The organism is Luteibacter sp. UNCMF366Tsu5.1, from assembly GCF_900119235.1.
In the GTDB taxonomy this organism is placed as follows: domain Bacteria; phylum Pseudomonadota; class Gammaproteobacteria; order Xanthomonadales; family Rhodanobacteraceae; genus Luteibacter; species Luteibacter flocculans.
The window spans coordinates 1684891-1711592 of the sequence record NZ_FPIS01000001.1 but is presented as its reverse complement, the minus strand read 5'-3'; the positions used below and the strand labels follow the sequence as shown (position 1 = coordinate 1711592).

The following is a 26702-nucleotide window of genomic DNA, read 5'->3' as shown; positions in this document are numbered from 1 at the left end:
GGGTCAGGGCTTCTTCTTGTCGGGTGCCGCCGGGGTCGCCGGGGCGGCGCCGGGCGTCTTGTTCTTCGGCTGGAAAGTCATGTGCACGGGGGCGCCGCCGTTGCTTTCGCCCGTCATCGTGCTGTCCTTCGTGTTGTAGGTGAGCTTGTCGCCTTCGGCGCTGCCCTTGACCGGCTGGTGGACTTCCGCCTTGCCCGTGAGCACGGCGAAATCCTGGTCGATCTTGTAGTCGATGTTGGCGGCCTTGCCGTCCATCGGCTGGTTATCGTCGTCCAACTGGTGGATGGTGGCGGGGGAGCCATCGACGACCACACGGATGATGGAGTTGTCGCTGTCGAGGTATCCGGTGGCTTTGCTTCCGGTGATCTTCAGTGTGCCCTGCGTGAGCACCACGTTGCCCGTCCAGATCACCTTGCCATTCGGCTGCTGCGAGCCGTCGAACGACTTGGACGTGACATCGGCCGGCTGATCGCGGTCGGACTGCTTCGCCATGACCGGCGAACTGGCAGCAAGTGCCACCCCGAGCAGCGCGAGGAGGGCGTTAGCGCTTACGCGGCTGATACGTCGTGTGGACTGCATCGAGGAGCTCCAGGTGCTTGGTGTCGAGATTGGCGCGCATGCCAACGCCGTCCATTGTAGAGGTTCCCTGGACGATGCGGGCTGCCTCGGCCGTCTCAAGGCGGTTCTCCTTCGGCCAGGCGGTGACCTCGGAGGTGTCGATGCTGGCGGCCTGGGTGGTCCCGAAGGCGGGGCGATCCATGTGGACCTTGCCCTGCAGCTTCAGGAGGCTGCCATCCTTGTTCACCCAGCCGTATTGCGAGTGACCTTTCCACGGCGGGACGTCCGTCTCGGTCGTGGAGGGCAGGACGAAATCCGGTGCATTGATGTACAGCGACTCGTCGCCCTCGCGGCGCTCGAGGTGCGGTGCGATCAGCTTGAACGCCGGCTTGCCCTGGTCGTTGTACGAGTCGAGGTCGAAGTTGGTCAGTACGTAGCCCGAGCGCGGCGGACCGACGAAGTCCTGCACCTTCTTCTCCGGTGCCGCCCAGTAATAGAGCAGGACGCTGGCGCCCAGGGCGACGGCGAGCATGCCCGCCATGCCCGTCGCGCTGCGATCCTTGAACAGGTTGAGCACGCTCACAGCCAGCGGTCCCGCTCGGCTTCAGCCCTGCCTTGCGCGGCAAGAATCATGTCGGCCACTTCACGGGCCGCCCCGTAGCCACCCGAAAGCCGAGTGCGCCAATGCGCCCGCTCGGCGACCCATGGGTGAGCGTTCGCGGTGGCGACGGCCAGACCGGCGATGCTCATGGCGGGCAGGTCGGGCAGGTCGTCACCGACAAAGGCAGACTGTTCGGGCGTCAGGCGCAGCGCTTCGAGCAGGCCGGTCAGGCAGGCGCGCTTGTCCTTCTGGCCCTGGTACACGTGAGCGATGCCCAGTTCCTCCGCCCGCAACGACACGGGGTGGCTGATCCGTGCAGTGATGATCGCGACCTTGACGCCGTTCCGCTCCAGGGCCTTCAGGCCGAGCCCATCATGGACGTGGAAGACCTTGGTCTCCCTGCCGTCCTCGCCGTACCAGAGCCGACCGTCGGTCAGCGTGCCGTCGACATCGAAGACGACGATGCGCACCTTGGCGGCGCGTTCCGCAACGGCGGCGGGAATCTCGGTGTAGTGGGTGTAGGCCATGGTTCGCTATATGGGGACGTGGCGGCGCCGATGGGAGCGCCGGCTGGCCCGGTCGTCAGACGACGCGGGCGCGGAGCAGGTCGTGGATGTTGAGTGCGCCGACCACACGGTTTTCCGCGTCCACGACGAGCAGGGCGTTGATCTGGTGTTTTTCCATGAGCTGGGCGGCTTCGACGGCGAGCTTGTCCGAGCCGATCGTCTTCGGACCGCGGGTCATGAGCTGCGCCACCGAGGCGCTGCGCAGATCCACGCCATCGTCGTCCAATGCGCGGCGCAGGTCGCCGTCGGTGAACACGCCGAGCAGGCGCTGATCGGCATCGACCACCGCGGTCATGCCCAGGCGCTTGCGCGACATTTCCACCAGGGCCTCGCTCAGCGTGGCCTCCAGCGTTACGCGCGGTACGTCGTCGCCCGAATGCATCACATCTGCGATGTGCAACAACAGGCGGCGCCCGAGGCTGCCGGCGGGATGCGAACGGGCGAAATCGTCGGAGGTGAAGCCGCGGGCCTCCAGGAGTGCCACGGCCAGGGCATCGCCCATGACCAGGGCCGCCGTCGTGCTGGCCGTCGGCGCCAGGCCGTGCGGGCATGCTTCGGACGCGACGTTCGCATCCAGGTTGAGGTCGGCCTGCGTCGCCAGCGAGGATTTCGGATTGCCCGTGATCGAGATGAGGCCGATACCCTGGCGCTTGATCGCCGGGAGAATGTAGAGAAGCTCGTCGGTCTCGCCGGAATAGGAAATGCCCAGCAGGAGGTCGTCCGGCTGGATCATGCCGAGGTCGCCGTGGCTGGCCTCGCCCGGATGCACGAAGAAAGAGGGGGTGCCGGTGGAGGCCAGCGTCGCCGCGATCTTCCGCGCGATGTGCCCCGACTTGCCCATGCCCGAGACGACCACCCGGCCCTTGCAGGCCAGGATCATCTGGCAGGCCTGCACGAAGGCCGCGTCCACCTTCGCTTCCAGCGCACGAATGGCGGCCGCCTCCGTCTTGATGACATTGCGGGCGCTGCGAATCACGGTATCGGCATTCACGAGGCGGTGGTCGGTGGGCGGGGCGGTGCGGGCGTTCATGCGACCTCTTGTTCCGGGTGGGGCACTCCCTGGTTACCCGGGATGTCCATTTCTGCGACACCGGATTTCCATTACCATTACATATTCTCATTATATCGTTGCTGCCATCGATGGGCGGTTCAGGCTCCGTTTCGGAACCTTCGCACCTGCGGCAACCCCCTACCGGAGTATCCATGGACGCTGCGCGCATCCAGGCATTGATCGAGGCCGGCTTGCCCGGCGCGCGGGTGGACGTTCGTGGCGACGACGGCGTTCATTTCGAAGCCGAGGTGATCTCGGAGCAGTTCACCGGCAAATTGCCTCTGGCCCGTCACCGCCTCGTCTACGCGACCCTGGGCGATCTCATGGGTGGCGCCATCCATGCACTCGGCCTCAAGACCCTCACTCCCGACGAAGCCGCCGGTCGCCGCTGAGCACGCGCGCCGCATCGCCCTTCGTCTCCGTCATCCCACTTCCAAGGCATTCCCATGGCCAAGATCCTGATCAGCGGCGGTCAGCCGCTTCATGGCGAGGTCGGCATTTCCGGCGCGAAGAACGCCGTACTGCCCATCCTCGCTTCCTGCCTGCTTGCGGACGAGCCGGTCAGCATCGGCAACGTGCCGCACCTGCATGACGTCACCACCTTCATTGAACTCCTCGGCCGCATGGGCGTCCGGGTCGTCCTCGACGATCGCATGAAGATGCACATCGATCCGCGTCCGGAGAATTCCTGCGTGGCGCCGTACGACCTGGTCCGGACGATGCGTGCCTCGATCCTGGTGCTGGGCCCGCTGGTGGCCCGCTACGGCAAGGCGGAAGTCTCGCTGCCCGGCGGCTGCGCCATCGGCTCGCGTCCGGTCGACCAACACATCCGTGGCCTGCAGGCGCTGGGTGCCGAGGTCAGCGTCGAGAACGGCTATATCAAGGCTCGCGCCGGTCGCCTGAAAGGCGCTCGCATCGTGATGGACATGGTCACCGTGACCGGTACCGAAAACATCCTGATGGCGGCCACCCTTGCCGAGGGCACCACGGTCATCGAGAACGCTGCGCAGGAGCCCGAGGTCGTCGACCTTGCGTATTGCCTGATGGCCATGGGCGCGAAGATCGACGGCATCGGTACGTCCACCCTGGTGGTCGAGGGTGTGGAACGCCTGCACGGTGCGCACTACGAAGTGCTGCCCGATCGCATCGAGACCGGCACCTTCCTCGTTGGCGCCGCGATGACGGGCGGCAAGGTGCGCGCACGCGGTGCGCGGGCCGACACGATGGACGCGGTGCTGCAGAAGCTCGAGGAATCCGGCGCGCACATCAGCACCGGCAAGGACTGGATCGAGCTGGACATGCAGGGTCGCCGGCCGAAGGCCGTGAACCTGGTGACCGCGCCTTACCCGGCGTTCCCCACCGACATGCAGGCGCAGTTCACGGCGCTGAATTGCGTAGCCGAAGGCGTGGGCGTCATTACCGAAACGGTATTCGAGAACCGCTTCATGCACGCGCTGGAATTGCAGCGCCTCGGGGCCGACATCCGCCTGGAAGGCAATACCGCGATCATCACCGGTGTGCCGAAGATGAGCGGCGCGCCGATCATGGCCACCGACCTGCGTGCCTCCGCCTGCCTGGTGCTCGCCGGGCTCGTGGCCGAAGGCGACACGACCGTGGACCGCGTGTACCACATCGATCGCGGCTACGAGAACATCGAGGAAAAGCTCGGCGTGCTCGGTGCGCGGATCCGGCGTCTTCCGGGCTAATTCAGCCCGGGTTGGTTGGCATCGGTGCCTATAGCGGCAAGGGAATGCTCCCTCTCCGCTTCATCGCGCCGTCGGCTTCTCGCCGCCATGGCGGCTCCTACAACGCTGGCGGCAAGCCGCAACTCGTGCCTTGTAGGAGCCGCTAAAGCGGCGAGGAAAGCTCACCTCTCCGCTTCATGGCTCCGTCGGCTTCTCGCCGCCGTGGCGGCTCCCACGGAGTTGTCGCCAGCAAGCGTTATCGCGGCGCCGACGCTTGCGAGATCACGCGTCAGCGTGCCTCGTACTTCACCAGTTCCATCGTCAGGTCGCCGCCGTCCTTCTGCGCCAGCTTCACCGGCACCGGATACCTTGACGGCACATACCACGCGTTGAAGCCGCGGTCGGCATCGGTGCGGTCGACGCGGATGGCCTCGAACGCGCCTGCCGGCACCGTGATCTTTTCCTTCGCCGACACCTTGAACTGCTGGTTCTCCACCTGCTGCTTCACGGCGACGGGGAACGCGACCTGCTGCTGTCCCGTGCGAAGCGCCAGGCCCAGCGCAAGCGGCAAGGTATTGCGCTCCACCATGCCCGGCACGGCGGTATAGGTGAAGCTCTTCTTGTTGTCCTGCACCTGGACGTTGCCGCCCTGGACGGTGAGGTCGCGCGTCTTGGACTTGACCGCTGCGTCGAGCTGGTAGTGGTAGCTGACGGCCTGCGGAACCTGGCCGGCCCAGGTGAAGCGCGAGGTCTCCGAGACGTTGGCACCGAGCATCGCCGCAAGGCCGGACGTGCCCTTGGTCTGATTCGTGTATTCGAACTGGCCGCCACCGGCGGATTTCAGCGTGACCGTGGCTTCGCCGAGCGGGCCGCCATCCTTGAGGACCTGATAGGTAGCAGTGAAAGACTGCGGGACGTCGGCGGCGAACGCGGCGGCGGGCAGGGCGAGAGCCAGCGCGAGGCCGGCGCGGAGCAGGGTCTTGGTCGTCATGCAGCCGAGTTTAGCCACCTCGCCTGAATCCCGGGCGAGCGCCGACCGTTACAGCAGTTCGCCGAGATCGAGCGGACGCGTCAGCGGCGCTTCGTCGAACACCGGCCCGTCCTGCCAACGCAGTCGACCCATCGCGATCGCGCCGACGACGGCCGGTAGCAGCTTGTGTTCCTCGACGAGCAGGCGCTCGGCGAGGTCGGCCTCGGTATCCCCGGGACGGACGGCGATACGTGCCTGCGCGACGACCGGGCCGCCGTCGAGTTCGGCGGTGACGTAATGCACGCTCGCGCCGTGCTCCGCGTCGCCCGCTTCCAGGCAGCGGCGGTGCGTGTGCAGGCCGCGATACTTCGGCAGCAGGGAAGGATGCACGTTGATGGCGCGACCTTCCCACGCCGACACCACGGCGGCATCGACGATGCGCATGAAACCGGCCAGCACCAGCAACTCGGCGCCGCTCTGCGCGATGCGGTCGAAGAGTGCCGCGTCGAACGCGGCGCGCGAGGGGTAGTCCTTTGGGTTCAGCGCGAGGGTCGGAATGCCCGCGGCCGTCGCAACGCCCAGCGCACCGGCCTGGGCGCGATCGCTGCCGACCAGCGTGAATTCGATCGGCAGCCGCCCGGCGTCGCGCGCGGCGATCAGGGCGGCAAGATTGCTGCCGCGCCCGGAGGCCAGGGCGGCGACGCGAAGCGGGCGAGCCATGTTTGGATCAGGCGATGTGGACGCGTTCGTCGCCCGTAGCGGCGACGACCGAGCCGATCACGCGGCTGTCGAGGCCATGAGCGGCGAGCACGGCCTTGGCCGCTTCGATCTGATCCTGCGCCAGCAGCACCGTGAAGCCGATGCCGCAATTGAAGGTGCGCCACATTTCCTCGTGCGTGACGTTGCCCTCGCGCTGCAGCCACTGGAAGACGGGCGGCAGTTCCCACGAGGCGGCGTCGATGCGCAGGCCGAGCCCATCGGGCACGACGCGGATGATGTTTTCCTTCAATCCGCCGCCGGTGATGTGGGCCATGCCGTGCACGTCCACCTTGCCGATCAGGTCGAGCATGGGCTTCACGTAGATCGTGGTCGGCGCCATCAAGGCATCGACCAGCGTTACGCCACCCAGATCGGTATCCAGCGGCGAGCCGGCCCGTTCGAGGATGCGGCGGATCAGCGAGTACCCGTTGGAATGCGGGCCGGACGAGGCGACGCCGAGGATGACGTCGCCCGCCACGATCGACGAGCCGTCGTTCATCGCGGATTTCTCGACCGCGCCGACGGTGAAGCCGGCGAGGTCGTATTCGCCCGGCGGGTACATGTCCGGCATTTCCGCCGTTTCGCCACCGATCAGTGCGCAGCCGGCCAGTTCGCAACCGCGCGCGATGCCGCCGACGACGGCAGCCGCCGTATCGACATCGAGCTTGCCGGTCGCAAAGTAGTCGAGGAAGAACAAGGGCTCGGCACCTTGGACCAGCACGTCGTTGACGCACATGCCGACCAGGTCGATGCCGATCGTGTCGTGCCGACCCAACTGCTGGGCGAGCTTGAGCTTGGTGCCTACACCGTCGGTGCCGGACACCAGCACCGGCTCGCGGTAGCGGCCGGAGAGGTCGAACAGGCCGCCGAAGCCGCCGAGCCCGCCCATCACCTCGGGACGGAAGGTCCGCTTGACCAGGGGCTTGATGCGCTCGACGAGCGCATTGCCGGCATCGATGTCGACGCCCGCGTCGCGGTAGGTGAGGGAGCCCTGGTCGGAGGACATAAGCGGTAACCGGCGCGTGTTGGAAACCGCGCATGATAGCAGCAAGCAGCGCCCGGCCGGCCCTGCACGCCGCTTGGATGGACGCCATGGCAAGGTTTGGGCAGACTTCCCGCCCTCACACAGCGACACCCAAAGCCCATGCGCCCAGTCCGCCTCATCGTTTCCATGATGCTCCTCCTGGCGGCCAGTCTCGGCGTCGCCGTCGCGCAGACGACCATCTATACGGTGGCCGTACCGGTGCCGGATACCAGCGCCTCGGTCCGCGACCAGGCCTTCGCCAATGGACTGACCCAGGTGCTCGCACGCGCCTCCAACGGCGCCGATCCGCGCGGCAAACCAGGTTATGCCGACGCCATGAAGCAGCCGGGCGGGCTTGTTCAGCAGTATCACTACTCCCGCACGGGCGGCGCCAACGGCGCGCCGCTGAGCCTGGAGATCGTGTTCGATCCGGGTGCGATCCGCCGCGTCCTGGCCGTCGGCGACGCCACAGCCGCAGCGCCGAAGCCGTCGGTGCTGGTGGTGGCACGCGACGCCAGCGGCAAGCTGCTTGGTCAGCAGGACATTGTCCCGCTGGCGCAGATGGCCGATACGCGCGGCTACCAGGTCGTGGTGCCGAAGGACGGCACCATCGCCGACCCGGCGGCCCTGGCGAGTGGCGACGCCGCCGCGGTCGCCGCGGCCGCGCGTCAGTACAACACCGCGGTCGTGCTCGTCGGCAAGATCGGTGACGACCAGACCGATTGGACGCTCGTTTCGGCGGGCCGCACCACGAGCTGGAAGGACAGCGGCGAAGCCCGTGCGGCGTTGCTCAGCAATGGCGCCAACGCCATGGCCGACAAGCTCGACCGTCAGCTCGCCGCCACCCAGGGCGGCAGCACCAGCGGCAAGGTCTGGGTATCGGGCCTGCACTCCGCCGCTGACTACGCCGGCCTGCTGTCCACGTTCCAGAACGATCCGTCGGTGAAATCCGTGGCGCCGATCGGTGCCACGGCGGACGGCGTAATGCTGACGGTGAACGCCACGACCCCTCTCGCCCGACTTGTCGCCGGTTACGCGGCAGGCGGGCATATCCTGGCCGCCGATGGGCACGACGGCGCCGACCTCGCCGTTCGCTGGGTACCCTGACGGCCGCATGTTCGCCGAGAGGGGGCCGATCCGCGACAATCGCCTCACCGCCGCCATGGAACGCGGCCGGTGCCCCTTTGCCGAACCAGGACTCGCATGAACCACGACACTTCGCGCCGCTGGCAACTGCTCGCGATCACCGCCGTCATCGTCTTCGTCATCTGGCTGCTGGCGCCGGTGCTCATGCCTTTCGCCCTGGCAGCGATGCTGGCCTATCTCGGCGACCCGTTGGCTGATCGACTGCAGCGCCTCGGCATGGGGCGTACGTGGGCGGTCAGCATCGTTTTCACGGTGATCTCGCTGGTCTTCATCGGTGTGGTGCTGCTGTTGATTCCGCTGATCCAGCACCAGTTCGAGAGCCTCGCCGAGAACCTGCCGCGCTACGTGGATTGGGTGCGCGGTACCGCCTTGCCGTGGATCCAGGCGCGGCTGCGACTTGATCCGGGCGTTTTCGATACGGATCGCCTGCTTGCCACCGTGCGCGAGCACATCGGTTCGGTTGGCAGCGTCGCCGCGAAGGCGGTGGCGAAGGTCACGCAGTCCGGCATGGGCATCGTCACCTGGTTGACGAACGCGGTGCTGATTCCGGTCGTGGCGTTCTATCTGCTGCGCGACTGGGACAAGATGATTGCGCAGATCCAGCGCTTGCTGCCGCGTTCGATCGAGCCGACGGTGGTGCATCTGGCGCGCGAGTCGGACCACGTGCTCGGCGCCTTCGTGCGCGGCCAGTTGCTGGTCATGCTCGCTCTCGGCGTGTTCTACGGTCTGGGTCTTACCCTCGTGGGTATCTCCATCGGCCCGCTGATCGGCATGGTCGCCGGACTGCTGAGCTTCGTGCCCTACCTCGGCTTCATGATCGGCTTCGTGGCGGCGATGATCGCCGCACTCGTGCAGTACGGTGACTGGATGCACGTCATCCTGGTGGTCGTCGTCTTCACCATCGGCCAGTTGCTCGAAGGCTACGTGCTCGTGCCGCGACTGGTGGGTGGCAAGATCGGCCTGCATCCGGTGGCGGTCATCTTCGCCGTGCTCGCGGGTGGCCATCTGTTCGGTTTCCTCGGCGTGCTGCTGGCGCTGCCTGCGGCATCGGTGGTGGTGGTGCTGCTGCGCTACATGGTCGAGCGCTACCGGGAAAGCCAGCTGTATACCGAGCCGGCCGCCAACGCGGAAGCGATCGAGGTGGATGTCGAAGTCACCATCGACGAACGGCCGCCGTCGCCGCGCGACGAGGCGCCATGACGACCCAGCTTCCTCTCGCCCTGCGCTGGCCGCGACGCCAGCGCTTCGAGCACTTTCGCGCGGGTGAGAATGCGGTGGCCGTCGAAGCGGTCCGCGCTGCCGCTACGCACGCGGACGCTCCCTGGGTGTTCGTCGCTGGACCGATCGGCAGCGGCCGCACGCATCTCCTGATCGCTGCATGCCAGGCGGCGATCGACGCGGGGCGTACTGCGCAATACCTGCCACTGGCAGGCATGCGCGGCCCGCTTGCGGCAGCGATTCGTGGCATGGCCGGCAGCGATCTGCTCGCCATCGACGACATCGATGCCATTGCGGGTGAAGGCGATGCCGAGCACGCGTTGTTCGACACGTTCAATCGTTATCGCGCCGAAGGATGCACCTTGCTTTTCTCCGCGAACGGGGCGCCGGCATCGTTGGATATCGCCTTGCCCGATCTGCGTTCGCGCCTGGGTTCGCTCACCCAGGCCGTGCTGAAGCCGCTCGACGACAGCGAACGCCGCGCGGTGCTGCGCGAGCAGGCGAGCGCGCGTGGCATCGAGTTGGACGACGTGGTGCTGGACTGGCTGTTCGCTCACCATGCCCGTGATCTCGGCACCTTGCTGGATCTGCTCGATACCCTCGATCGCGCGTCACTCGCCGCACAGCGACGAGTGACGGTGCCGTTCCTGCGGCATCTGTTGCGCAGCGACTGAAACGTCAGGACGTCGGGACGGGGACGACACTCAGCAACTGCTTGCGTTCGGGATCGTTTCGGTACACGCCGTAGACGCGGAGTACGGCCGCAACGGTATCGTGTTCGACGATGAGATACGTGCGTTGCGACGCCGAGCCGCTCAAGAAGATCGGTATGCCGTTTTCGTTGGGGTAGCGCCCCATGCGCGCGTGCAGATGCCCGCCGAAGATGGCGGCGATGTGCTCGCGATCGGGCAGTCCTTCCAGCTCCCAGGCATCCTCGATCGGATCGTGCATGTGCAGGATGGCGAAGTCGTAGGCACGATCGGCGGGCGTGCCGTAGCGCGGTACCGACAGGTGCGTGTCCAGCAGATCGTCCAGCCATGGCAGCGATGACACGATCTCGTAGTGCGCGGGCCGGAGCTTCTCGGTGGTGTCGAAGCTCACCGTGTAGGTCGGGTGGTAGTTGAGCTGCACGTTGAGTACGCGTTCGAGCCCCGGTGTTTCGACGGCGTAGCCCAGGCTTCCGTAGTAGCTCTTCTTGAAAAGGCCTTGCGACACGTCGGCGAAGTCGAACGCCACGGTGCTCCGCTTGTTGCGAACGTGGCGAACGAGATCGTTGATGCTGTCGCGGGCACAGCCATTGTTGTAGCAGCCACTGCCGTCGGCTTCGCGGATATTGTTCGCATAGTCGTGGTTACCGAGACCCAGGTGCACGTTGTCGCCCAGGATCCGGTACATGCGCTCCATGACGGCGCGTTGCCAACCGTGCCCATACGCGGTGAGGTCGCCATTGATGAAGACGGGGATCTGCTGATCCGGTCGTGCGGCACGGTAAGCGGCAATGCTGCGGTACTGTTCCTCGATGAGGCGCTCCGACTCTGCTTGTGTCTGCGCGTCGCTCTCCGGCAGCTTGGCATCCGTTTTGCTCGTCCACGGGTATTGCGGATCGGAGGTAACGATCATGGTGCGTACTTCGGCGGAGGCCGTAGGGACAAGCCAGGCCGAAGCGAAGGCAAGCGTCAGCGCGGCCGATAGACGGCCGAAGGGGGATGGGGGGTACATCACGGCGTAGTTTCCTTGATCCGTCGTAGGGGAAAGCGAACGTCCCGTTCGCGGCGACAGATTAGGGACCGTGCTCGCGCCCGTATGTAGGCGCAGGGAAGGCGGCGGTGCAGGGTTTTCCTACACCGCCGTGAGGCCTTTACACGCCGAGCAGGCGCGGCGTGGCGTTGGCACCGATGACCTCGGTCATGGCGGCGGCCACCTTGTGGTTGGCGGCGATGATATTGCCGTTCTCGGGCAGGCCTTCGCGTCCGGCGAAGTCGCCGTACACGCCGCCGGCTTCGCGCACGAGCAGGGCGCCTGCAGCGATGTCCCACACGTTGAGGCCCGGCTCGAAGTAGCCGTCGAGACGACCGGTGGCCACGTAGGCCAGGTCGAGGGCTGCGGAGCCCATGCGGCGGACATCCTCGGCTTCCTTGAGCAGGGCAGCCGTCATGGCCAATTGCGATTCGAGGTGGTTGCGCACACGGTACGGGAAGCCGGTTCCGATCAACGCGCCGGCCAGGCTCTCGCGCTTGGCAACGCGAATGCGGCGGTCGTTGAGGTAGGCGCCATCGCCCTTGCTCGCGGTGAACAGTTCATCGCGCAGGGGATCGAAAACCACGCCGTATACCGGCTCGCCCTTGTCGAGTAGCGCGATGGACACGCTGAAATGGGGGATGCCGCGCAGATAGTTGTGCGTGCCGTCCAGGGGATCGATCACCCAAGTGAGCGGGCCGCCCTTGCCGGTCTGCCCCGATTCCTCGCCCACGATGGCGTGGGTGGGGTAGGCGCGGCGGAGTTCCTTGACGATCTCGGCTTCGGCGAGCCGGTCGACCTCGGAGGCGAAGTCCATCCGCTGCTTCTCGACGACCGCAAGGCCTTCGATGCGATTCATGTAGCGCAGGATGATGTTTCCTGCGGAGCGCGCGGCGCGCGCCGCGACGTTGACGGCGGGTCTTGGCATGGGGATCGGCTTGGCAAAAGAACGAAGGAGCGGTCGAAAGCCGCGTCGGCCGAGGAGTTTACCATCCCCTCGCGCCTCGCCCAAGTCATTGCCGTTGTAGACTTTCCGGTCTTGCCGCCAGCCACCCCGCCCGCCATGGCCCTTTCCGAGCTTCACGACCGCCTCCGCTTCGTCCTCGTCCGCACCTCGCATTCGGGGAACATCGGTTCGGCGGCGCGCGCCATCCGCACCATGGGCTTCGACCGTCTGACGCTCGTGGCGCCGCACCGTTTTCCCGACCCCGAGGCGACGGCGCTCGCGGCGGGCGCGGACGATGTGCTCGCCCAGGCGGCGATTCACGACGATCTCGTGTCGGGTCTGGCCGGTGCGACGTTTTCGCTCGGCCTCTCGGCGCGCCGTCGCGGCGTGAACCTTCCGGAGTTGGACCCTCGGGAAGGGGCTGCGCAGGCCGTAGCCGCCGCGAAGCGGGGCGAGCAGGTGGCCCTCGTGTTCGGCAACGAGCGCACAGGGCTGGAGAACGACGAGCTGTCGCGCTGCCATGCCATGGTCCGTATCCCCAGCGTGGACGACTTCAGCTCGCTCAACCTGTCGCAGGCCGTGCAGGTGGTGGGCTACGAGGTGCGCCTGGCCCTGCTCGCCGACGAAGCGGCTGCCCCCGTCGTCACACCGGACCCCGACGAGGCGCCGGCCGACGCCGAGCAGCTCGAACGGTTCTTCGATCATCTCGGCCAGACGCTCGATGACATCGAGTTTCACAAGGGGCGGTCGCCCACTACCATCATGCTGAAACTGCGCAAGCTGTTCCTTCGCGCGCGGCCCGAGTTGCGCGAGCTGCGCATCCTGCACGGGATTCTGGCGGACGCCCAGCGCATGGCGAGCATCGCGCACGAAGGCGACAAGACGCCGTAGGGACCGTTAGAACAGGTCGCGAAAGAACCCGGCCAGGGCGTGGCTGAACGTAGCGGACGCAATCACGATCGCCACCGTGGTCACCCAGACCATCGTCAGCAAGACGCCATCGCGCTCCACCAGGGCGAAGGCGAAGGCAATGAGCATGCCGCCGAACACGTAGTTGGTGAAGGGGATCGGCAACGCGAGCAGGATGCCGATGAGGAGCATGATCGCGCCGGACACGAAGGTGAAGGGGCGTCGCGTGAGCCGTTGCAGTCGCGGTTTGCAGATCCGCTCCAGGCGCCCGCTGAAGGGGGCGATGCGGTCGAGGAAGCGCAGCAGGCCTTCCCGTGACATCGTCCGGCGGCGCAGGAAGCCCGGAATCCACGGATGTTCCAGGCCGATCAGCATTTCGAGCCCCAGGCCGATCACCAACACGCCCATGATGCCGCCGATGCCCAGCGGCACGGGGATGAAGTTCGGAATGGCGAGAAGCAGCAGGACGAAACCGAAGGCCCGGCGCTTCAAGGAATCGAGCAGTTCCTCCACGGAGATGCGCTCGCCCGAAGCCGCCATCAGTGCCGCCCTCAGCAGGGCGACGGTCTTTTCTTCGTGGGGTTCGGCGGGGTCCATGCGGTGACTCTCGCTGCACCGCCTTGAACCGGTATTGAATCGTACCCGGGGCGCTATTCCTCGACGGCCGGTTCGTCGACGGTAGCCTCGCTCACGAGAATCTTGTCGATGCGTGCGCCATCCATGTCCATTACTTCGAAGCGGCGGCCTTGCCATAGGAAGGATTCGCCTGCGCGGGGGATGTGGCCGAATTGCGTCGTGACCATGCCCGCGACCGTGCGGAAATCGTGCGCCTCTTCATTGGGCAGGCGTTCGATCTGCAGCAGCTCGCGCAGGTCGTCCGCCGGCAGCGAGCCATCGATCAGCCAACTGCCGTCGTCGCGCCGGATGATGGGGCCGTCCTGGGTGGCATCGTCCGGGGCGGGTGCGGTGGCACCGATGACCGCGCCGAGAAGGTCGTTCAGGGTGACCAGGCCTTCGATGTCGCCGTACTCGTCCACGGCGAGCGCCAGTTGCGTGTCGGCGTCGCGAAAGGCTTCGAGGAGGTCGAGCGCGCGAGCGGTCGCGGGCACGAACAAGGGGCGGGCCATGTGCGCGAACAAATCGGCCTCGCCACCTTCCAGCGATCCGATGAGCGATTTCACCTCGACCGTGCCGACCACCTCGCTCTCGTCGCGCCGGTACACCGGATAGCGAGAGAACTGGCTTTCCCTCAGAACGTCCAGGTTGTCTTCGCGCGACGCGGCGACGTCCAGCCAGGCGATCTTCATGCGCGGGGTCATCACGGAATCCACGCTGCGATCGCCCAGGCGCAACACGCGGTTGACCATGTTCCGCTCGTCGCTGTCGAGGATGCCCTGTTCCGCACTTTCGGCAACCAGCAGGCGGATCTCTTCTTCGGTGGCGGCATTGGCGCCGGCCCGGTGCAGGCGCAGCACGCGCAGGATGCCGGTGGACAGGTGGTTCAGCAGCCAGACCATGGGCAGTGTGATCCGCGACACGATCAGCATCGGCACGGCGATCTGGCAGGCGATCCGCTCGGGCGCCGAGAGCGCCGCGCGCTTAGGCACCAGCTCGCCGATGACGATCTGCACCAGCGACATGAGCAGGAAACCGAGCAGCCAGCCCACGATACGGGCATAGGGCTCCAGCCAGGCGGGCCCGTCGCCGTGGACGATGTCGGTGAACCGTTCGCCCAGACCGTCGCCTGCCACGGCGCCGGTGACCAGGATGATCAAGGTCATGCCGACCTGCACGGTGGACAGGAAGCGCTCCGGCGCTTCCGCCAGTTGCAGGGCCACCCGCGCGCGTCGGCTGTCCCGCGCGAGCTGCTTGAGGCGGCTCTTGCGGGAGGCGACCACGGACATTTCGGACAGGGCGAAGAACCCGTTGCCGAGGGACAAGAAGAGGACCAGCAGGAGTTCGGTGAGCATCGGCCGCTTATATAGCAGATGGGGCCGGATCGGTCCTGCAGGGGGCTCGCCCACCCCAGCGGCGGGCCAGTCCGGTAACATTGTCGTCACAAATCCCCAGGTTCCCCAGGCGACGCCATGTTTTCACTCCAGACGATCTTCGGTAAGGGCGACAAGTTCTACGGCCTGCTCGAAGCGAGCGCCGAGGCCGCTCGCGAGAGCGCCAAGGCCATGCATGAGCTGGTCATCCAGACCGATCGCACCCCCGTCATGGCCGCCTTCAGCACGGCACGCGCCCGCGAGAAGGCCCTGCACGCGCAGATCGGCGAGGAACTGGTGAACACCTTCGTCACCGCGCTGGACCGCGAGGACATCGAGGCGCTGAACTCGGCGCTGTACAAGATCCCCAAGACCATCGAGAAGTTCGCCGAGCGCTACGTGATCGTCGCCGAGCGCCTCCAGGGCATCGATTTCAGCCAGCGCGCCGCGCTGCTCGAACGGTCGGCGGACGTGGTGGTGGCGATGATCGGCCAGTTGCGCCATGGGCTGAAGATCGACCCGGTGAAGAAGCTGCGCGATCAGCTCCAAGCTCTGGAATCGGAAGCCGACCGGCTTCTTCTCGACCCCTACCGCACGTTGTACGCCGAGGCGTCGGACCCGTTGCGCGCCATTCTCGCCAAGGATCTGTTCGAGCTGATCGAGAAAGCCGTGGACAAGTGCCGGGACGTGGGCAACGTCGTCTATTCCATCGTGCTCAAGAACTCCTGACGGCGGGCGCCCCATGAGCATGGTCATCGCGGTCGTTCTGATCGCCCTCGCGTTCACCTACATCAATGGCTTCCACGACACGGCGAACTCCATTGCGACCGTGGTCGCCACCAAGGTACTCACGCCGGGGCAGGCTGTGCTGCTGGCGGCGGTCACCAATCTTGCCGGTGCGCTGTGGGGCACCGCCGTCGCCGCGACGATCGCCTCCGGCCTGATCGACACCGGCGTCGTCGAGGTCGGCTCGCAACTGCTCATCAGCGCGCTGCTGGGCGCCACGATCTGGAACCTCATCACTTGGTGGCTCGGCCTTCCGTCGAGTTCCAGTCATGCCCTCGTGGGCGGCCTGTGCGGTGCCGCCCTGGCTGCGGCGGGCGACAACTTCCATTCCATCATCTGGTGGGAGGGCGGCGCGCACTGGTGGCTCGGCAAGGGCGTGCTGCCCAAGGTGATCGTGCCGATGATCGTCTCGCCGTTCCTGGGCTTCGTGATCGGTTTCCTGATCATGGGCGGGCTGTACGCGCTGCTCGGCTTCTTCTCCAGCCGCAAGGGTCCCCTGCGTCGATTCGGCCGCACGCCGTTCGTGAACAGTTTCTTCGGCAAGGCGCAGATCTTCTCGGCCAGCGCCATGGGCATCTCCCACGGCATGAACGATGCGCAGAAGAGCATGGGCATCATCGCCCTGGCGCTTGCCGGCGCCACCGCCGCGGGCCAGTTCGATCACCTGCCGACCTTTCTGCACTTCCTCCGTATTCCGCACGACCCGGCCGCCGCGGGCGGCTTTCCGATTCCGATCTGGGTCAAGGTCGTTTGCGCGCTGACGATGGCGGGCGGCACGGCAGGTGGCGGCTGGCGCATCATCAAGACGCTCGGCCACAAGATGGTGAAGCTGCATCCCATCAACGGCTTCGCTGCGGAAGGCAGCTCGGCCGCCGTGATCCTCACGGCATCGGTGCTTGGCGTGCCGGTCTCGACCACGCACAACGTGTCGGCATCGATCATGGGCGTGGGTGCGGCGAAGCGGTTCAATGCCATCCGCTGGTCGGTGGTCGAGCGCATGGTCTGGGCGTGGATACTCACGCTGCCCATCACGGCCGGCATCGGCTACGGCCTGGTGAAGCTGGGCCACCTGCTGTTCTGAGGCCGCTGTTCTGAGGCCCTTGACGCGTGCGGACGCTCAGAGCGCGTCGGCTTCCCCGTTGACCAGTTGTTCCAGCTGATCGCCGGTCGCGCCCAGTTCTTCGATCAGGCGAGCCAGTTCGCGCTCGTCGAGATAATCGTAGGGACGGTTCTCGCACAGGTGCAGATAGGGAGAGCCGTCCAGATCGGCCTCGGCCAAGTAGCCCGTGCGTTGCTCCCAGTTGAAGCGCAGGCAGCGCCGCGCATCCACGCCGACCAGCGGACCGATCGGCGTGGACAGGCGCAGGAAGCGTTGCCCGTCCGCGTCTTCCAGTTCGGCGAGATAGATACCCTGATGCCGCCCGTCGGGTAGCTCGAGGTCGAAGCTGATGATGTAGGGCTCGTTCTGGCGGAGCCTGTGGATGCTGCCGACATGGGAGCGAATCGCTTCGAAGTGCCGCATGGGCTTGTACCGGTCCGTCGTCAGAGAAGCCTGATGGTACGCTGACATGCGAGCCCAAACATGCACGAAATCACCATGAACGATGAAGTCGACGATGACGAAGCCCGCGCGCTGCGTGCGCAACGGATCATCGACGCGGTCGCAGCCATTCCGCGCGGCCGCGTTGCCAGCTATGGCGCCATCGCGGCGCGCGCGGGTTACCCAGGTCGCGCCCGGCTGATCGGCAAGGTGCTCGGCGATGCGCCGAATCGCGCCGACTTGCCCTGGCACCGTGTGCTCCGTGCCGACGGTCGTATCGGCATTCCTGCAGGCACGCGCGGTTACCGCGAGCAGTGCCGGCGGCTCACCTCGGAAGGCGTGACGGTGAAGGAAGGACGCGTTCCGATGAGCGCCTTTGGCCTCGATCACGATCTGGATCGCGCCATCTGGGGCTCACCGGCTTGACCGGCTGACCGGCTGACCGGCTGACCGGCTGACCGGCGGTCAGCGGTAGGTGATCTCCATGATTCGCCATGAGGTCGAAGCGTCCCGTTGCCGGGCGTAGGCGAACAAGGCGGTGTGGTCCAGGCCGGCGGCGGTGCCGGTGTGGAACCAGCGAACGTTTGTTGGAACGGATCGCCCTTGAGGGCAGGCGAGTCTCGCGCCATCGGCACGACAGGTGACCTCCGTGATGGAGCCCTGGAAGCCGAGGTGGCCCTCCGCAGCATGCGTGGGAAGGGCGCCGGCAAAGACACTGACGGCGAGCAGGACGGTACGTACGAGCGCTTGCTTCATGGCATCCCCTTCTGGGACATGGAAACGCTGTTTGATAAGTGGGAACCCCGGCCTCATTACCTGCTGCCGCGGGGCAAAATAAAACGATCTTTGTCTCAAATCGGTGTAGGAAAACATCCCGTTCAGCGCGCACTGTGTGAAGGCGCAGGTCACGGGTTTGCTAGCATGGCGCACATGTCGTCCCCAGCCCTCGATCTTCTCCATTCCGTTTTCGGCTACCCCGGTTTCCGCGGTCAACAGCAAGCCATCGTCGAACACGTCGCCGAGGGCGGCGACGCCCTCGTGCTGATGCCCACGGGCGGTGGCAAGTCGCTGTGCTTCCAGATTCCTGCTCTCATACGCCAGGGCATCGGCATCGTCGTCTCGCCCTTGATCGCTCTGATGCAGGACCAGGTCGATGCGCTGAACGAAGCAGGCGTGAAGGCGCGGTATCTGAACTCCAGCCTGGACGCGATGACGCAGCGCGAGGTCGAAGACCTCATGCTGGGGGGCGAACTGGACATGCTCTACGTCGCGCCCGAACGCCTGCTCACCGGGCGTTTTCTTGGCTTGCTCGATCGCGTGCCGATTGCGCTGTTCGCCATCGACGAAGCGCACTGCGTGTCGCAGTGGGGGCACGACTTCCGTCCGGAATACCGTGAGCTGGCGATCCTGCACGAGCGCTTTCCGGAGGTGCCGCGCATCGCGCTCACCGCGACGGCCGATGAGCGCACTCGCGAGGAGATCGTCGAGCGGCTCGGGTTGCAGGCGGCACGACGCTTCGTTTCAAGCTTCGATCGTCCGAACATCCGCTATCGCGTGGCGCCACGACAGAACGCGCGCCGGCAGTTGCTGGACTTTCTCGACGGGCATCGCGGTGAGGCGGGCATCGTCTATTGCCTCAGCCGGCGCAAGGTGGATGAGACCGCCGCGTGGCTCGCCGAGGCGGGCGTGGAATCGCTGCCTTATCACGCGGGCCTCGACGCGCAAACGCGTACGCGGCACCAGCAACGGTTCCTGCGCGAAGACGGTGTCGTCATGGTCGCTACGGTGGCCTTCGGTATGGGCATCGACAAACCCGACGTACGCTTCGTCGCCCACCTCGATCTTCCGCGCAGCATGGAAGGCTATTACCAGGAGACCGGTCGTGCCGGTCGCGATGGCCTGCCGGCCGAGGCGTGGATGGTCTACGGCCTCGGCGACGTCGTTACGATGAGCCAGATGATCGCGCAGTCGGAAGCGGGCGACGATCGCAAGCGCATCGAACGCCTGAAGCTGGATTCCTTGCTGGGCTATGCGGAAGCCACGCGTTGCCGTCGTCAGCTTCTGCTCGAATCCTTCGCGGAGATTTATCCCGAGCCCTGCGGCAATTGCGACAACTGCCTGGCACCGCCGAAGACGTGGGATGCCTCGCTCGCTGCGCAGAAGGCCATGTCGTGCATCTATCGCACGGGGCAGCGTTACGGCGCAGGCCATCTCATCGACGTTCTACGAGGCGAGGGTAACGAGCGCCTGCGCAACCTCGGTCACGATCAATTGCGCGTCTTCGGCGTGGGTGCCGACATGGATGCGACGCAATGGCGCTCGGTGTTTCGCCAGTTGCTTGCGGCGGGGCTGATCGAAGCCGATCCCGACGGCTACGGCACCTTGCGTCTGTCGACCCAGAGCGGCCCGGTGTTGAAGGGTGAACGCAAGGTCTGGCTGCGCGAAGATGCGCGGCCCGCAAAGGGGCGTCGCGCGGCACGTGCCACGCCTGCGGCGACGGGTACGTCCCTTGGCATCGAGGAAATCGAGCTGCCGTTGTGGAACGAACTGCGCCGGGTGCGCGCCGAACTCGCGAAACAGCATGGTGTACCGGCCTATGTGATTTTCCATGACGCGACGTTGCTCGCAATGCTGCGTGCGCTGCCCGGTAACGAAGAAGAACTGGGCTCGATCAGTGGCGTGGGCGAGAACAAGCTGAAACGCTACGGCAGAGATTTTCTCGCCGTACTGACCGCGGCCGGTTGACGGGCTGACGCAGGACCGCCATCGAAGTCACTTGCAACGGTCACCCCGCCCCGGCAGTATCGAGGAACAGGGGAGGGGACACGCAGTGGAAAATCACAGTAAATACAGAGTGGTAGCGAAGGCGGTAAAACATAACGGCCTGGCGGGCGAGCAAGTCTACCGAGCCAGCTACCGCATCCTCGACCATATCGGCGAGGAAATCGAAGCCAGCACGGGCACCAACGATTTCGTGGATATCACCAGCGCGTTCAACGAAGCCTTCGCGCTCGGTCACGAACGGCTACGCGAATTGGGCGTCGATACCGTGCAGTAGCGACCGTCCGCATCGCGCCGTCACAACGCTACGCGTCGACGATGGCGCGCAGTTCGTCCAGTTGTGCCGGCGTGCCCACGTTGCGCCAGAAACCGTCGAAGCGTTCGCCGGTGAGGCGACCTTCGGCAATGGCTTTGCGGTACATCGGTAACAGCTTGAAGCGTCCGGGTTGCTCGTGTTGCACGATTTCCCGGCGATAGACCCCCACGTTGCCGAAGGTCAGGCGTTCGGCGCCTGCGGTACCGTCGGCGTCGTAAAGGCGACCGTCGGCGAGCGAAAAGTCCCCATGTGGATGGAACGAGGGATTGGGCACCATGACCAGGTGCGCCACACCCTGCGGTTCGCGCGGCAGCGCGGCGTAATCGACATCGCTCCAGATGTCCGCACTCACCACGATGAAGGGATCGGCACCCAGCAAGGGCAACGCCTTCAACATGCCACCCCCGGTCTCCAGCGGCGTCGGCCCTTCATACGAATAACGAATACGGACACCCCAGCGCGATCCGTCGCCCAGCGCCTCGGGAAACTGTTCGGCCAGGTGCGACGTATTGACGACGATGTAGCGCACGTCGGCGGCGGCGAGCTTCTCGATGTGGTGAACGATGAGTGGCTTGCCGGCGACGTGAAGCAGCGGTTTCGGCGTGTGATCGGTCAGTGGCCGCATGCGTTCGCCGAGGCCCGCCGCGAGAATGAGTGCGTGCCTCACGCGTGTGTCGCCTGGCGAATGTCACGGTCGCCGATCTTTGCCTCGATCAGGTCGGCCAGCGGTGCCATGTCTGCATGGCGGCGCGCGGTGTCGAGCACGTAGCGGAGCACACGCGGCAGGTCGTCGAGGTAACCGGGTTTTCCGTCGCGATAGCAGAGGCGGCAGAACAGGCCAAGAATCTTGATGTGTCGCTGCAGGCCGGTGAGGTCGAACCAGCGGCGAAAACGGTCGGTGTCCACGGTCTCGTCGAGCAATCGTGCATCGAGCAGGCGAAGGCGATATGCCTCCACCCAACCTTCCACGCGCTCGTTGTCCCATACCACGTACGCATCGCGAAGCAGCGAGGCGAGGTCGTAGGTGATCGGGCCGGACATCGCGCCCTGGAAGTCGATGATCCCAGGCGAACGTTCCGCCGTCACCAGCAGGTTGCGGCTGTGATAGTCGCGATGCATGAAGGCACGCGGCTGTTCGGCGATTGCGTGCATGATCGCGGTGAACGCGGATTCCACCACGTCCCATTCCTCGCACGCGAGGCTCATGCCCAAGTGTCGCTCGATCAGCCAGGTCGGCATGAGTTCGAGTTCCATGGTCTGCCAGGCGTGATCGAACGCAGGCAGGCCCGCGGTATCCACCTGCCGTTGCATGCGCAGGAGGGCGTCCAGCGCGTCCCCGTAGAGCGCGTCCACTGTCGTGTCGCTCAGCTCCGGCAGGTAGGTGCGCGTGCCCAGATCCTCGATCAGCAGGAAGCCCTGCGTCAGGTCGGCAACCATCACCGTCGGCACGTGCAGGCCTGCCGCGGCCAGTCGCTGACCGATCTCGACCCATGGCGCGGGGTCTTCGCGATCGGGCGGCGAATCCATCACGATCACCGGCTGCCCGTCCACATAGCCGCGCCAATAGCTGCGGAAACTCGCGTCGGCGGAAGCGGGTTCCAGAACGAGCGCGGGAGCGCCTGTTGCGTGGCGGGCCCAAGCGAGTCGTGCGGCGGAGCGGTCGGCGATCGGAGTCATGCGGGTCACTGATAAGCGAATGCCGCGGGGAGCTTAGAGCCTTTGGGCATGACTGTCATGGCACGGCTGGCCGTCTGTCTTATTGTTGTGCATCCCGAGTGTGTCTATGCTCGGTCGTCGGGGTGGCATCGGGGGAATGGGTCGATGAAACACGAGGATACGGCGCCCATCACGCGGCGCGACCTCCTGCGCATGATCGGCCTCGCCGGTGGTGGCGCCGTGATGTACCAGGCGATGGCCGGCCTCGGTTTCGCCAGCCCTTCGACGTACAAGCGTCCCGCTCCGTTGCAAGGGTCCGGTCGCGGCAGCGTGCTCGTGCTCGGGGCCGGGCTGGCGGGCCTCGTCGCGGCGTACGAGCTGCGCAAGGCGGGCTATCGCGTGCAGGTGCTCGAGTACAACAATCGCGCTGGCGGCCGTAACTGGACGCTGCGCGGCGGCGACGTCTACACCGAGCTTGGCGGCCACCGCCAGGAGTGCCGCTACGACGAAGGGCAGTATTTCAATCCCGGCCCGTGGCGCATTCCGTATCACCACCATGGCGTGCTCGATTACTGTCGCCAGTTCGGCGTCACCCTCGAACCCTTCGTGCAGGTGAACTACAACGCCTATGCGCATGGAACGAATGCGTTCGGTGGCAAGCCGCAACGCCTTCGCGAAGTGCAGGCGGATTTCCACGGTGGCATCGCCGAGCTGCTGGCGAAGGTGGCGGGGAAAGGTGGCCTGGACGATGCGGTGAGCAAGGAGGATAGCGAGATCCTGCTCGAAGCCCTGCGCGACTTCGGCGGCCTGGATCACCAGTTTCGCTACGTGGCCGGCCGCGAGAGCAATGAGCACCGCGGTTACGCAAAGCCACCGGGCGGCGGTCCTGATGGCAAGCCGACGTTCTCGCAGCCCATCGGCGTCTCCGACATGCTCAACGCGCGCCTGTGGAAGGCGCTGGGCATGAGCGAGCTTTACGAATATCAGACCACGCTATTGCAACCCGTCGGTGGCATGGATGCGATCGGCAAGGCATTCGTGCGCGAGATTGGCGGCGGCGTGATTCGTTACGGCGCGAAGGTCACAGCCATTGCGCAGGACGATCGCGGCGTGACCGTGACCTATGAAGACACGGCATCGCCCGGCACGGCGCACCAAGCCACGGCGGACTGGTGCGTCTGCACGATTCCGTTGTCGATCCTGAGTCAGCTCCCGGTCCAGGTATCCGATGCGAAGCTGGCGGCGATCTCGGCCGTGCCTTACATGGCCTCCTCGAAGATCGGCTTGCAGTTCAAACGCCGTTTCTGGGAAGAGGACGAGGCGATCTACGGTGGCATCACCACCACCGACCTGCCCATCGGTTTCATTGGCTATCCCAGCCATGGCATCGGTACGAAGAAGGGCGTGTTACTGGGTTCGTATACGTTCTTTCTCGAAGCGTACGAATTCACCGCGCTCGATCCCGCCACACGGATTCGCAAGGCCGTGGAATACGGTGCGCAGATCCATCCGCAGTACACGGAAGCCTTCGAGAACGGGATGGCCGTCGCCTGGCATCGTGCACCGTTCACGCTGGGCTGCTTCGGTTGGTGGACGGATGCCTTGCGCGAGAAGCACTACGCCAACCTGTGCTCGATGGACGGTCGCATCGTGCTGGCGGGCGAACATGCGTCCTATCTTCCCGCGTGGCAGGAGGGGGCGATTCTTTCGTCGCTTTCGGCCATCGATGCGCTGCATCGGCGCGCGACTACGGGAGCCAGCGCATGAACGCCGTACGTCTTACCCTGGCCTTGCTGTTCGTCTACGGTTCCGCATCGGCGCAGGCGACGGATGCCGACTTCATCGACCGCAAGGACGCCGCGCATGTCACTGGCGAGCAGATCTTCACGCACGTATGTCAGGGCTGCCACATGCCCGACGCGAAAGGCGCGGTCGGTGCGGGCAGATATCCCGCGTTGGCCGGCAATCCCAAACTGGCCTCCGCGGCCTATCCTGCGGCCATGGTCATCAACGGCCGTGGCGGTATGCCGCCGTTCGGTATGCTCCTCAGCGACGCGCAGGTGGCAGACGTGGTGAACTACGTCCGCACCCATTTCGGCAATACCTACCAAGACGCGCTGACGGCGGAAGACGTGAAAGCGTTCCGACCCGCCCCCCATCCCGAGGAGCATTGATCCATGCGTATGCACGCCGCCTTGTTGTCCCTCTCGTTCGCCCTCGCGGCGCCGGCTTTCGGCGGCGACGTGGTCCGGCACAAGATTCCCAACAGCACCTTCCCGATTTCGGCCGCCGTCGAAGTGCCCGCCGACAGCACGCTGGTTTTTCTGAGCGGCGTGGTGCCGCCTGTGGCGGACACCAGTGCGTCGAAGGACAGCCCGCAGGCCTACGGCGATACGAAGACGCAGACGGTCGGCGTATTGCGCTCGATCGAGAAGCAGCTCAAGGACATGGGTCTGTCGATGGGCGACGTGGTGAAGATGCAGGTGTTCCTGGTGGGCGATCCGGCGAAGGGCGGCAAGATGGACTTCGCCGGCTTCATGGCGGGATACACGCAGTTCTTCGGCACGCCGACGCAGCCGAACCTGCCGTCGCGTTCCGCGATGCAGGTGGCGGCTCTGGCATCGCCTGCGTTTCTGGTCGAGATCGAAGTGACCGCTGTACGCCCGAAGTAATCGCTGTGCGTCGCCAGGCCCGGCCGGTTGGCCGGGCCATCGTGCGAAACGTGGTGCGATCAGGAGAGGTTGTAGCCGCGCTCTTCGTGCAACGCGATGTCCAGGCCCACCTGTTCCTGTTCCTCGTCCACGCGCAGGCCCATGGTCACTGCGATGCCCTTGAAAATCGCGTAGCTGAGCACGCCGCTGTAGACCACCGTAAATGCCACGCCCTTGAGCTGGACCCATAGCGACAGGCCCAGGTCGGTCACCGTGCCGAATCCACCGAGCGCGTGCGCGGCGAACGGACCGGTGAGCAGCGCGCCGATGATGCCGGCGACGGCATGCACGCCGAACACGTCGAGCGAATCGTCATAGCCGAATCGGCGCTTGAGCCGCGTTGCGCAGAAGAAGCACACGATGCCGGCGGCGAAGCCGATCAGCAGGGCGCCACCCGGGCCGCAGGTGCCCGCGGCGGGAGTGATTGCCACGAGGCCCGCCACAGCACCGGATGCGATGCCCAGGACGCTCGGGCGACGGTGGGTCAACCACTCGACGGCCGTCCAACCGATCGCTGCGGCGGCGGTGGCGATCTGCGTCACCAGCATCGCCATGCCGGCGCTGCCGTTGGCAGCAACCGCGGAGCCCGCGTTGAAACCGAACCAGCCGAGCCAGAGCATGCTCGCACCCACGAGGGTGTAGCCGAGGTTGTGCGGCGGCATCGGCGTCGTGGGATAGCCGCGCCGTTTGCCGATGACCAGACATCCCACCAAGCCGGCGATGCCCGCGTTGATGTGCACCACCGTGCCGCCGGCAAAGTCGATCACGCCGAGGTCGCCGAGGAACGAACCCGGGCCGCCCCAGACCATGTGCGCCATCGGCAGGTAGACCACGGTGAACCACAGCGCCGTGAAGACGAGCAGGGCAGAGAACTTCATGCGCTCGGCGATGGCACCGACGATGAGGGCAGGCGTGATGATCGCGAAGGTCATCTGGAACATCACGAACACCGCTTCCGGCACCGTGTTGTAGAGGCTCCCCGGCGCGAGCCCCGCCAGCATGGCGCGGCCGAGTCCGCCGACGAACGAATGCAGTCCCGTCGTACCCGCGGCCATGCCGGTCGCGTCGAACGCCATGGAATAGCCGTAGACGACCCACAGCACCGTGACCAGCGCCGTGATCGCAAAGCACTGCATCAGCACCGACAGAAGGTTCTTCGCCCGCACCATGCCGCCGTAGAACAAGGCGAGGCCAGGGATCGTCATCAACAGCACGAGCATGCTGGACGTCAGCATCCAGGCGGTGTCTCCGCTGTCCAGTTTTGCGGGGGTGGTGGTCTGGGCGAAGGCCAGGCCGGGAAGCAGGGCAGAGGCGGCGAGGGTGACGATGGTCTTAGAGCGCATCGGCGTCCACCTCCTGCGTGCGAATGCGAATGGCCTGTTCGAGATCGATCACGAAGATCTTGCCATCGCCGATCTTGCCGGTGCGTGCGGCGGTGCCGATCGCTTCGATAGCGCGTTCGACCTGCTCGTCGGTCACGGCGATCTCGATCTTCAGCTTGGGCAGGAAATCGACCACGTATTCCGCGCCCCGATACAGCTCCGTGTGACCGTGCTGGCGGCCGAACCCCTTCACCTCGGTCACTGTCATGCCCTGCACGCCGACTTCGGCCAGGGCCTCGCGGACATCGTCCAGCGTAAACGGCTTGATAATCGCGTTGATCCACTTCATGGAGCGTGCGTCCCCTATCGTTGGCCTGCGAGGGGTAGAGCAGGATGCGTGCCAGCGCCTAGGCCCTTGTGCGATGCGGCATA

31 protein-coding genes are annotated in these 26702 nt (G+C 65.7%); 14 read left to right on the top strand and 17 right to left on the bottom strand.

Annotation, left to right across the window (positions count from 1 at the left end):
• Positions 1-3: 3 nt before the first annotated feature.
• From lptA to BT115_RS07655, 4 genes are read right to left on the bottom strand one after another with little or no spacing between them, the layout of a single operon-like run.
• The gene (gene lptA, locus BT115_RS07670) at positions 4-579 is read right to left on the bottom strand and encodes a lipopolysaccharide transport periplasmic protein LptA (RefSeq protein ID WP_072321867.1); all 576 of its coding nucleotides are present in this window, start codon (positions 577-579) and stop codon (positions 4-6) included.
• Entirely contained in the window at positions 542-1141 is a 600-nt protein-coding gene (gene lptC / locus BT115_RS07665; RefSeq protein ID WP_343124043.1) for an LPS export ABC transporter periplasmic protein LptC, read from the bottom strand. Before lptC ends, lptA begins: the two co-directional genes overlap by 38 nt.
• Positions 1138-1686 (bottom strand): KdsC family phosphatase, encoded by a 549-nt coding sequence (locus BT115_RS07660; RefSeq protein ID WP_072321866.1) that lies wholly within the window; start codon positions 1684-1686, stop codon positions 1138-1140. Before BT115_RS07660 ends, lptC begins: the two co-directional genes overlap by 4 nt.
• 55 nt (positions 1687-1741) lie before the next feature.
• A complete protein-coding gene (locus BT115_RS07655; protein WP_072321865.1) occupies positions 1742-2755 on the bottom strand; it encodes a KpsF/GutQ family sugar-phosphate isomerase in 1014 nt (337 codons plus the stop codon).
• A 173-nt stretch (positions 2756-2928) separates the two neighbouring features.
• On the opposite strand from BT115_RS07655, the gene BT115_RS07650 reads away from it, so the two are divergent.
• A complete protein-coding gene (locus tag BT115_RS07650; RefSeq protein WP_072321864.1) occupies positions 2929-3168 on the top strand; it encodes a BolA family protein in 240 nt (79 codons plus the stop codon).
• 54 nt (positions 3169-3222) lie between these two features.
• The gene (murA, locus tag BT115_RS07645; protein ID WP_072321863.1) at positions 3223-4482 is read left to right on the top strand and encodes a UDP-N-acetylglucosamine 1-carboxyvinyltransferase; all 1260 of its coding nucleotides are present in this window, start codon (positions 3223-3225) and stop codon (positions 4480-4482) included.
• A gap of 268 nt (positions 4483-4750) precedes the next feature.
• Here murA and BT115_RS07640 read toward each other — a convergent pair whose 3' ends face one another.
• From BT115_RS07640 to purM, 3 genes are read right to left on the bottom strand one after another with little or no spacing between them, the layout of a single operon-like run.
• Complete coding sequence (locus tag BT115_RS07640) at positions 4751-5452, bottom strand: DUF3108 domain-containing protein (protein WP_072321862.1); 702 nt, start codon at positions 5450-5452, stop codon at positions 4751-4753.
• 48 nt (positions 5453-5500) lie between these two features.
• Positions 5501-6151 carry a phosphoribosylglycinamide formyltransferase gene (gene purN / locus BT115_RS07635; protein WP_072321861.1) on the bottom strand — a complete coding sequence of 217 codons (651 nt, stop codon included), beginning with the start codon at positions 6149-6151 and terminating at the stop codon, positions 5501-5503.
• Between the two features lie 7 nt (positions 6152-6158).
• Positions 6159-7196 carry a phosphoribosylformylglycinamidine cyclo-ligase gene (purM, locus tag BT115_RS07630; protein WP_072321860.1) on the bottom strand — a complete coding sequence of 346 codons (1038 nt, stop codon included), beginning with the start codon at positions 7194-7196 and terminating at the stop codon, positions 6159-6161.
• A gap of 138 nt (positions 7197-7334) precedes the next feature.
• On the opposite strand from purM, the gene BT115_RS07625 reads away from it, so the two are divergent.
• The 3 genes from BT115_RS07625 to hda all read left to right on the top strand — a co-directional run bounded on the left by BT115_RS07625 (position 7335) and on the right by hda (position 10252).
• A complete protein-coding gene (locus BT115_RS07625) occupies positions 7335-8321 on the top strand; it encodes a DUF2066 domain-containing protein (protein WP_072321859.1) in 987 nt (328 codons plus the stop codon).
• Positions 8322-8417: 96 nt separating this feature from the next.
• Positions 8418-9560: an AI-2E family transporter gene (locus tag BT115_RS07620; protein WP_072321858.1), complete on the top strand. Its 1143-nt coding sequence runs from the start codon at positions 8418-8420 to the stop codon at positions 9558-9560.
• Positions 9557-10252 carry a DnaA regulatory inactivator Hda gene (gene hda, locus BT115_RS07615; protein WP_072321857.1) on the top strand — a complete coding sequence of 232 codons (696 nt, stop codon included), beginning with the start codon at positions 9557-9559 and terminating at the stop codon, positions 10250-10252. The genes BT115_RS07620 and hda overlap by 4 nt, the downstream gene beginning before the upstream one ends.
• A 4-nt stretch (positions 10253-10256) precedes the next feature.
• Here hda and BT115_RS07610 read toward each other — a convergent pair whose 3' ends face one another.
• Both BT115_RS07610 and BT115_RS07605 read right to left on the bottom strand, forming a co-directional pair.
• Positions 10257-11297 carry a metallophosphoesterase gene (locus BT115_RS07610; protein WP_072321856.1) on the bottom strand — a complete coding sequence of 347 codons (1041 nt, stop codon included), beginning with the start codon at positions 11295-11297 and terminating at the stop codon, positions 10257-10259.
• 139 nt (positions 11298-11436) lie between these two features.
• Positions 11437-12243, bottom strand: coding sequence for an inositol monophosphatase family protein (locus BT115_RS07605; protein ID WP_072321855.1), 807 nt, complete (start codon positions 12241-12243; stop codon positions 11437-11439).
• 135 nt (positions 12244-12378) lie between these two features.
• Here BT115_RS07605 and BT115_RS07600 point away from each other — a divergent pair, with 135 nt between their 5' ends.
• Positions 12379-13152, top strand: coding sequence for an RNA methyltransferase (locus BT115_RS07600; protein WP_072321854.1), 774 nt, complete (start codon positions 12379-12381; stop codon positions 13150-13152).
• A gap of 6 nt (positions 13153-13158) precedes the next feature.
• Here BT115_RS07600 and BT115_RS07595 read toward each other — a convergent pair whose 3' ends face one another.
• Positions 13159-13767 (bottom strand): exopolysaccharide biosynthesis protein, encoded by a 609-nt coding sequence (locus BT115_RS07595; protein WP_072321853.1) that lies wholly within the window; start codon positions 13765-13767, stop codon positions 13159-13161.
• A gap of 53 nt (positions 13768-13820) precedes the next feature.
• Positions 13821-15140, bottom strand: coding sequence for a hemolysin family protein (locus BT115_RS07590; RefSeq protein ID WP_072321852.1), 1320 nt, complete (start codon positions 15138-15140; stop codon positions 13821-13823).
• A 117-nt stretch (positions 15141-15257) separates the two neighbouring features.
• On the opposite strand from BT115_RS07590, the gene BT115_RS07585 reads away from it, so the two are divergent.
• On the top strand, positions 15258-15887 hold the full coding sequence (locus BT115_RS07585) for a DUF47 domain-containing protein (protein WP_072321851.1): 630 nt from the start codon (positions 15258-15260) through the stop codon (positions 15885-15887).
• A 13-nt stretch (positions 15888-15900) separates the two neighbouring features.
• Positions 15901-17025, top strand: a complete 1125-nt coding sequence (locus BT115_RS07580; protein ID WP_072321850.1) for an inorganic phosphate transporter — start codon at positions 15901-15903, stop codon at positions 17023-17025.
• A 36-nt stretch (positions 17026-17061) separates the two neighbouring features.
• On the opposite strand, the gene BT115_RS07575 is transcribed toward BT115_RS07580, so the two are convergent.
• On the bottom strand, positions 17062-17466 hold the full coding sequence (locus tag BT115_RS07575; protein WP_072321849.1) for a hypothetical protein: 405 nt from the start codon (positions 17464-17466) through the stop codon (positions 17062-17064).
• A 75-nt stretch (positions 17467-17541) separates the two neighbouring features.
• Here BT115_RS07575 and BT115_RS07570 point away from each other — a divergent pair, with 75 nt between their 5' ends.
• Positions 17542-17910 (top strand): MGMT family protein, encoded by a 369-nt coding sequence (locus tag BT115_RS07570; RefSeq protein WP_072321848.1) that lies wholly within the window; start codon positions 17542-17544, stop codon positions 17908-17910.
• A gap of 39 nt (positions 17911-17949) precedes the next feature.
• Here BT115_RS07570 and BT115_RS18395 read toward each other — a convergent pair whose 3' ends face one another.
• Positions 17950-18240, bottom strand: coding sequence for a hypothetical protein (locus BT115_RS18395; protein WP_143144481.1), 291 nt, complete (start codon positions 18238-18240; stop codon positions 17950-17952).
• 174 nt (positions 18241-18414) lie between these two features.
• Between BT115_RS18395 and recQ the strand changes: the two genes are divergently transcribed.
• Both recQ and BT115_RS07555 read left to right on the top strand, forming a co-directional pair.
• On the top strand, positions 18415-20229 hold the full coding sequence (gene recQ, locus BT115_RS07560; RefSeq protein ID WP_072322307.1) for a DNA helicase RecQ: 1815 nt from the start codon (positions 18415-18417) through the stop codon (positions 20227-20229).
• Between the two features lie 85 nt (positions 20230-20314).
• Positions 20315-20542, top strand: a complete 228-nt coding sequence (locus BT115_RS07555; RefSeq protein ID WP_143144480.1) for a hypothetical protein — start codon at positions 20315-20317, stop codon at positions 20540-20542.
• A 28-nt stretch (positions 20543-20570) separates the two neighbouring features.
• Here the strand turns inward: BT115_RS07555 and murU are convergent, their stop codons facing one another.
• Together murU and BT115_RS07545 are read right to left on the bottom strand one after the other, a co-directional pair.
• Positions 20571-21248, bottom strand: coding sequence for an N-acetylmuramate alpha-1-phosphate uridylyltransferase MurU (murU, locus tag BT115_RS07550; protein ID WP_072321845.1), 678 nt, complete (start codon positions 21246-21248; stop codon positions 20571-20573).
• Positions 21245-22258: an aminoglycoside phosphotransferase family protein gene (locus tag BT115_RS07545; RefSeq protein ID WP_072321844.1), complete on the bottom strand. Its 1014-nt coding sequence runs from the start codon at positions 22256-22258 to the stop codon at positions 21245-21247. The genes murU and BT115_RS07545 overlap by 4 nt, the downstream gene beginning before the upstream one ends.
• 144 nt (positions 22259-22402) lie before the next feature.
• Here BT115_RS07545 and BT115_RS07540 point away from each other — a divergent pair, with 144 nt between their 5' ends.
• From BT115_RS07540 to BT115_RS07530, 3 genes are read left to right on the top strand one after another with little or no spacing between them, the layout of a single operon-like run.
• Complete coding sequence (locus BT115_RS07540; RefSeq protein WP_072321843.1) at positions 22403-24004, top strand: flavin monoamine oxidase family protein; 1602 nt, start codon at positions 22403-22405, stop codon at positions 24002-24004.
• Positions 24001-24411 carry a c-type cytochrome gene (locus tag BT115_RS07535; RefSeq protein WP_072321842.1) on the top strand — a complete coding sequence of 137 codons (411 nt, stop codon included), beginning with the start codon at positions 24001-24003 and terminating at the stop codon, positions 24409-24411. Before BT115_RS07540 ends, BT115_RS07535 begins: the two co-directional genes overlap by 4 nt.
• Positions 24412-24420: 9 nt before the next feature.
• The gene (locus BT115_RS07530) at positions 24421-24909 is read left to right on the top strand and encodes a RidA family protein (protein ID WP_072322306.1); all 489 of its coding nucleotides are present in this window, start codon (positions 24421-24423) and stop codon (positions 24907-24909) included.
• Positions 24910-24968: 59 nt separating this feature from the next.
• Here the strand turns inward: BT115_RS07530 and BT115_RS07525 are convergent, their stop codons facing one another.
• Both BT115_RS07525 and BT115_RS07520 read right to left on the bottom strand, forming a co-directional pair.
• The gene (locus tag BT115_RS07525) at positions 24969-26291 is read right to left on the bottom strand and encodes an ammonium transporter (protein ID WP_072321841.1); all 1323 of its coding nucleotides are present in this window, start codon (positions 26289-26291) and stop codon (positions 24969-24971) included.
• The gene (locus BT115_RS07520) at positions 26281-26619 is read right to left on the bottom strand and encodes a P-II family nitrogen regulator (protein WP_072321840.1); all 339 of its coding nucleotides are present in this window, start codon (positions 26617-26619) and stop codon (positions 26281-26283) included. The genes BT115_RS07525 and BT115_RS07520 overlap by 11 nt, the downstream gene beginning before the upstream one ends.
• Between the last annotated feature and the right edge of the window lie 83 nt (positions 26620-26702).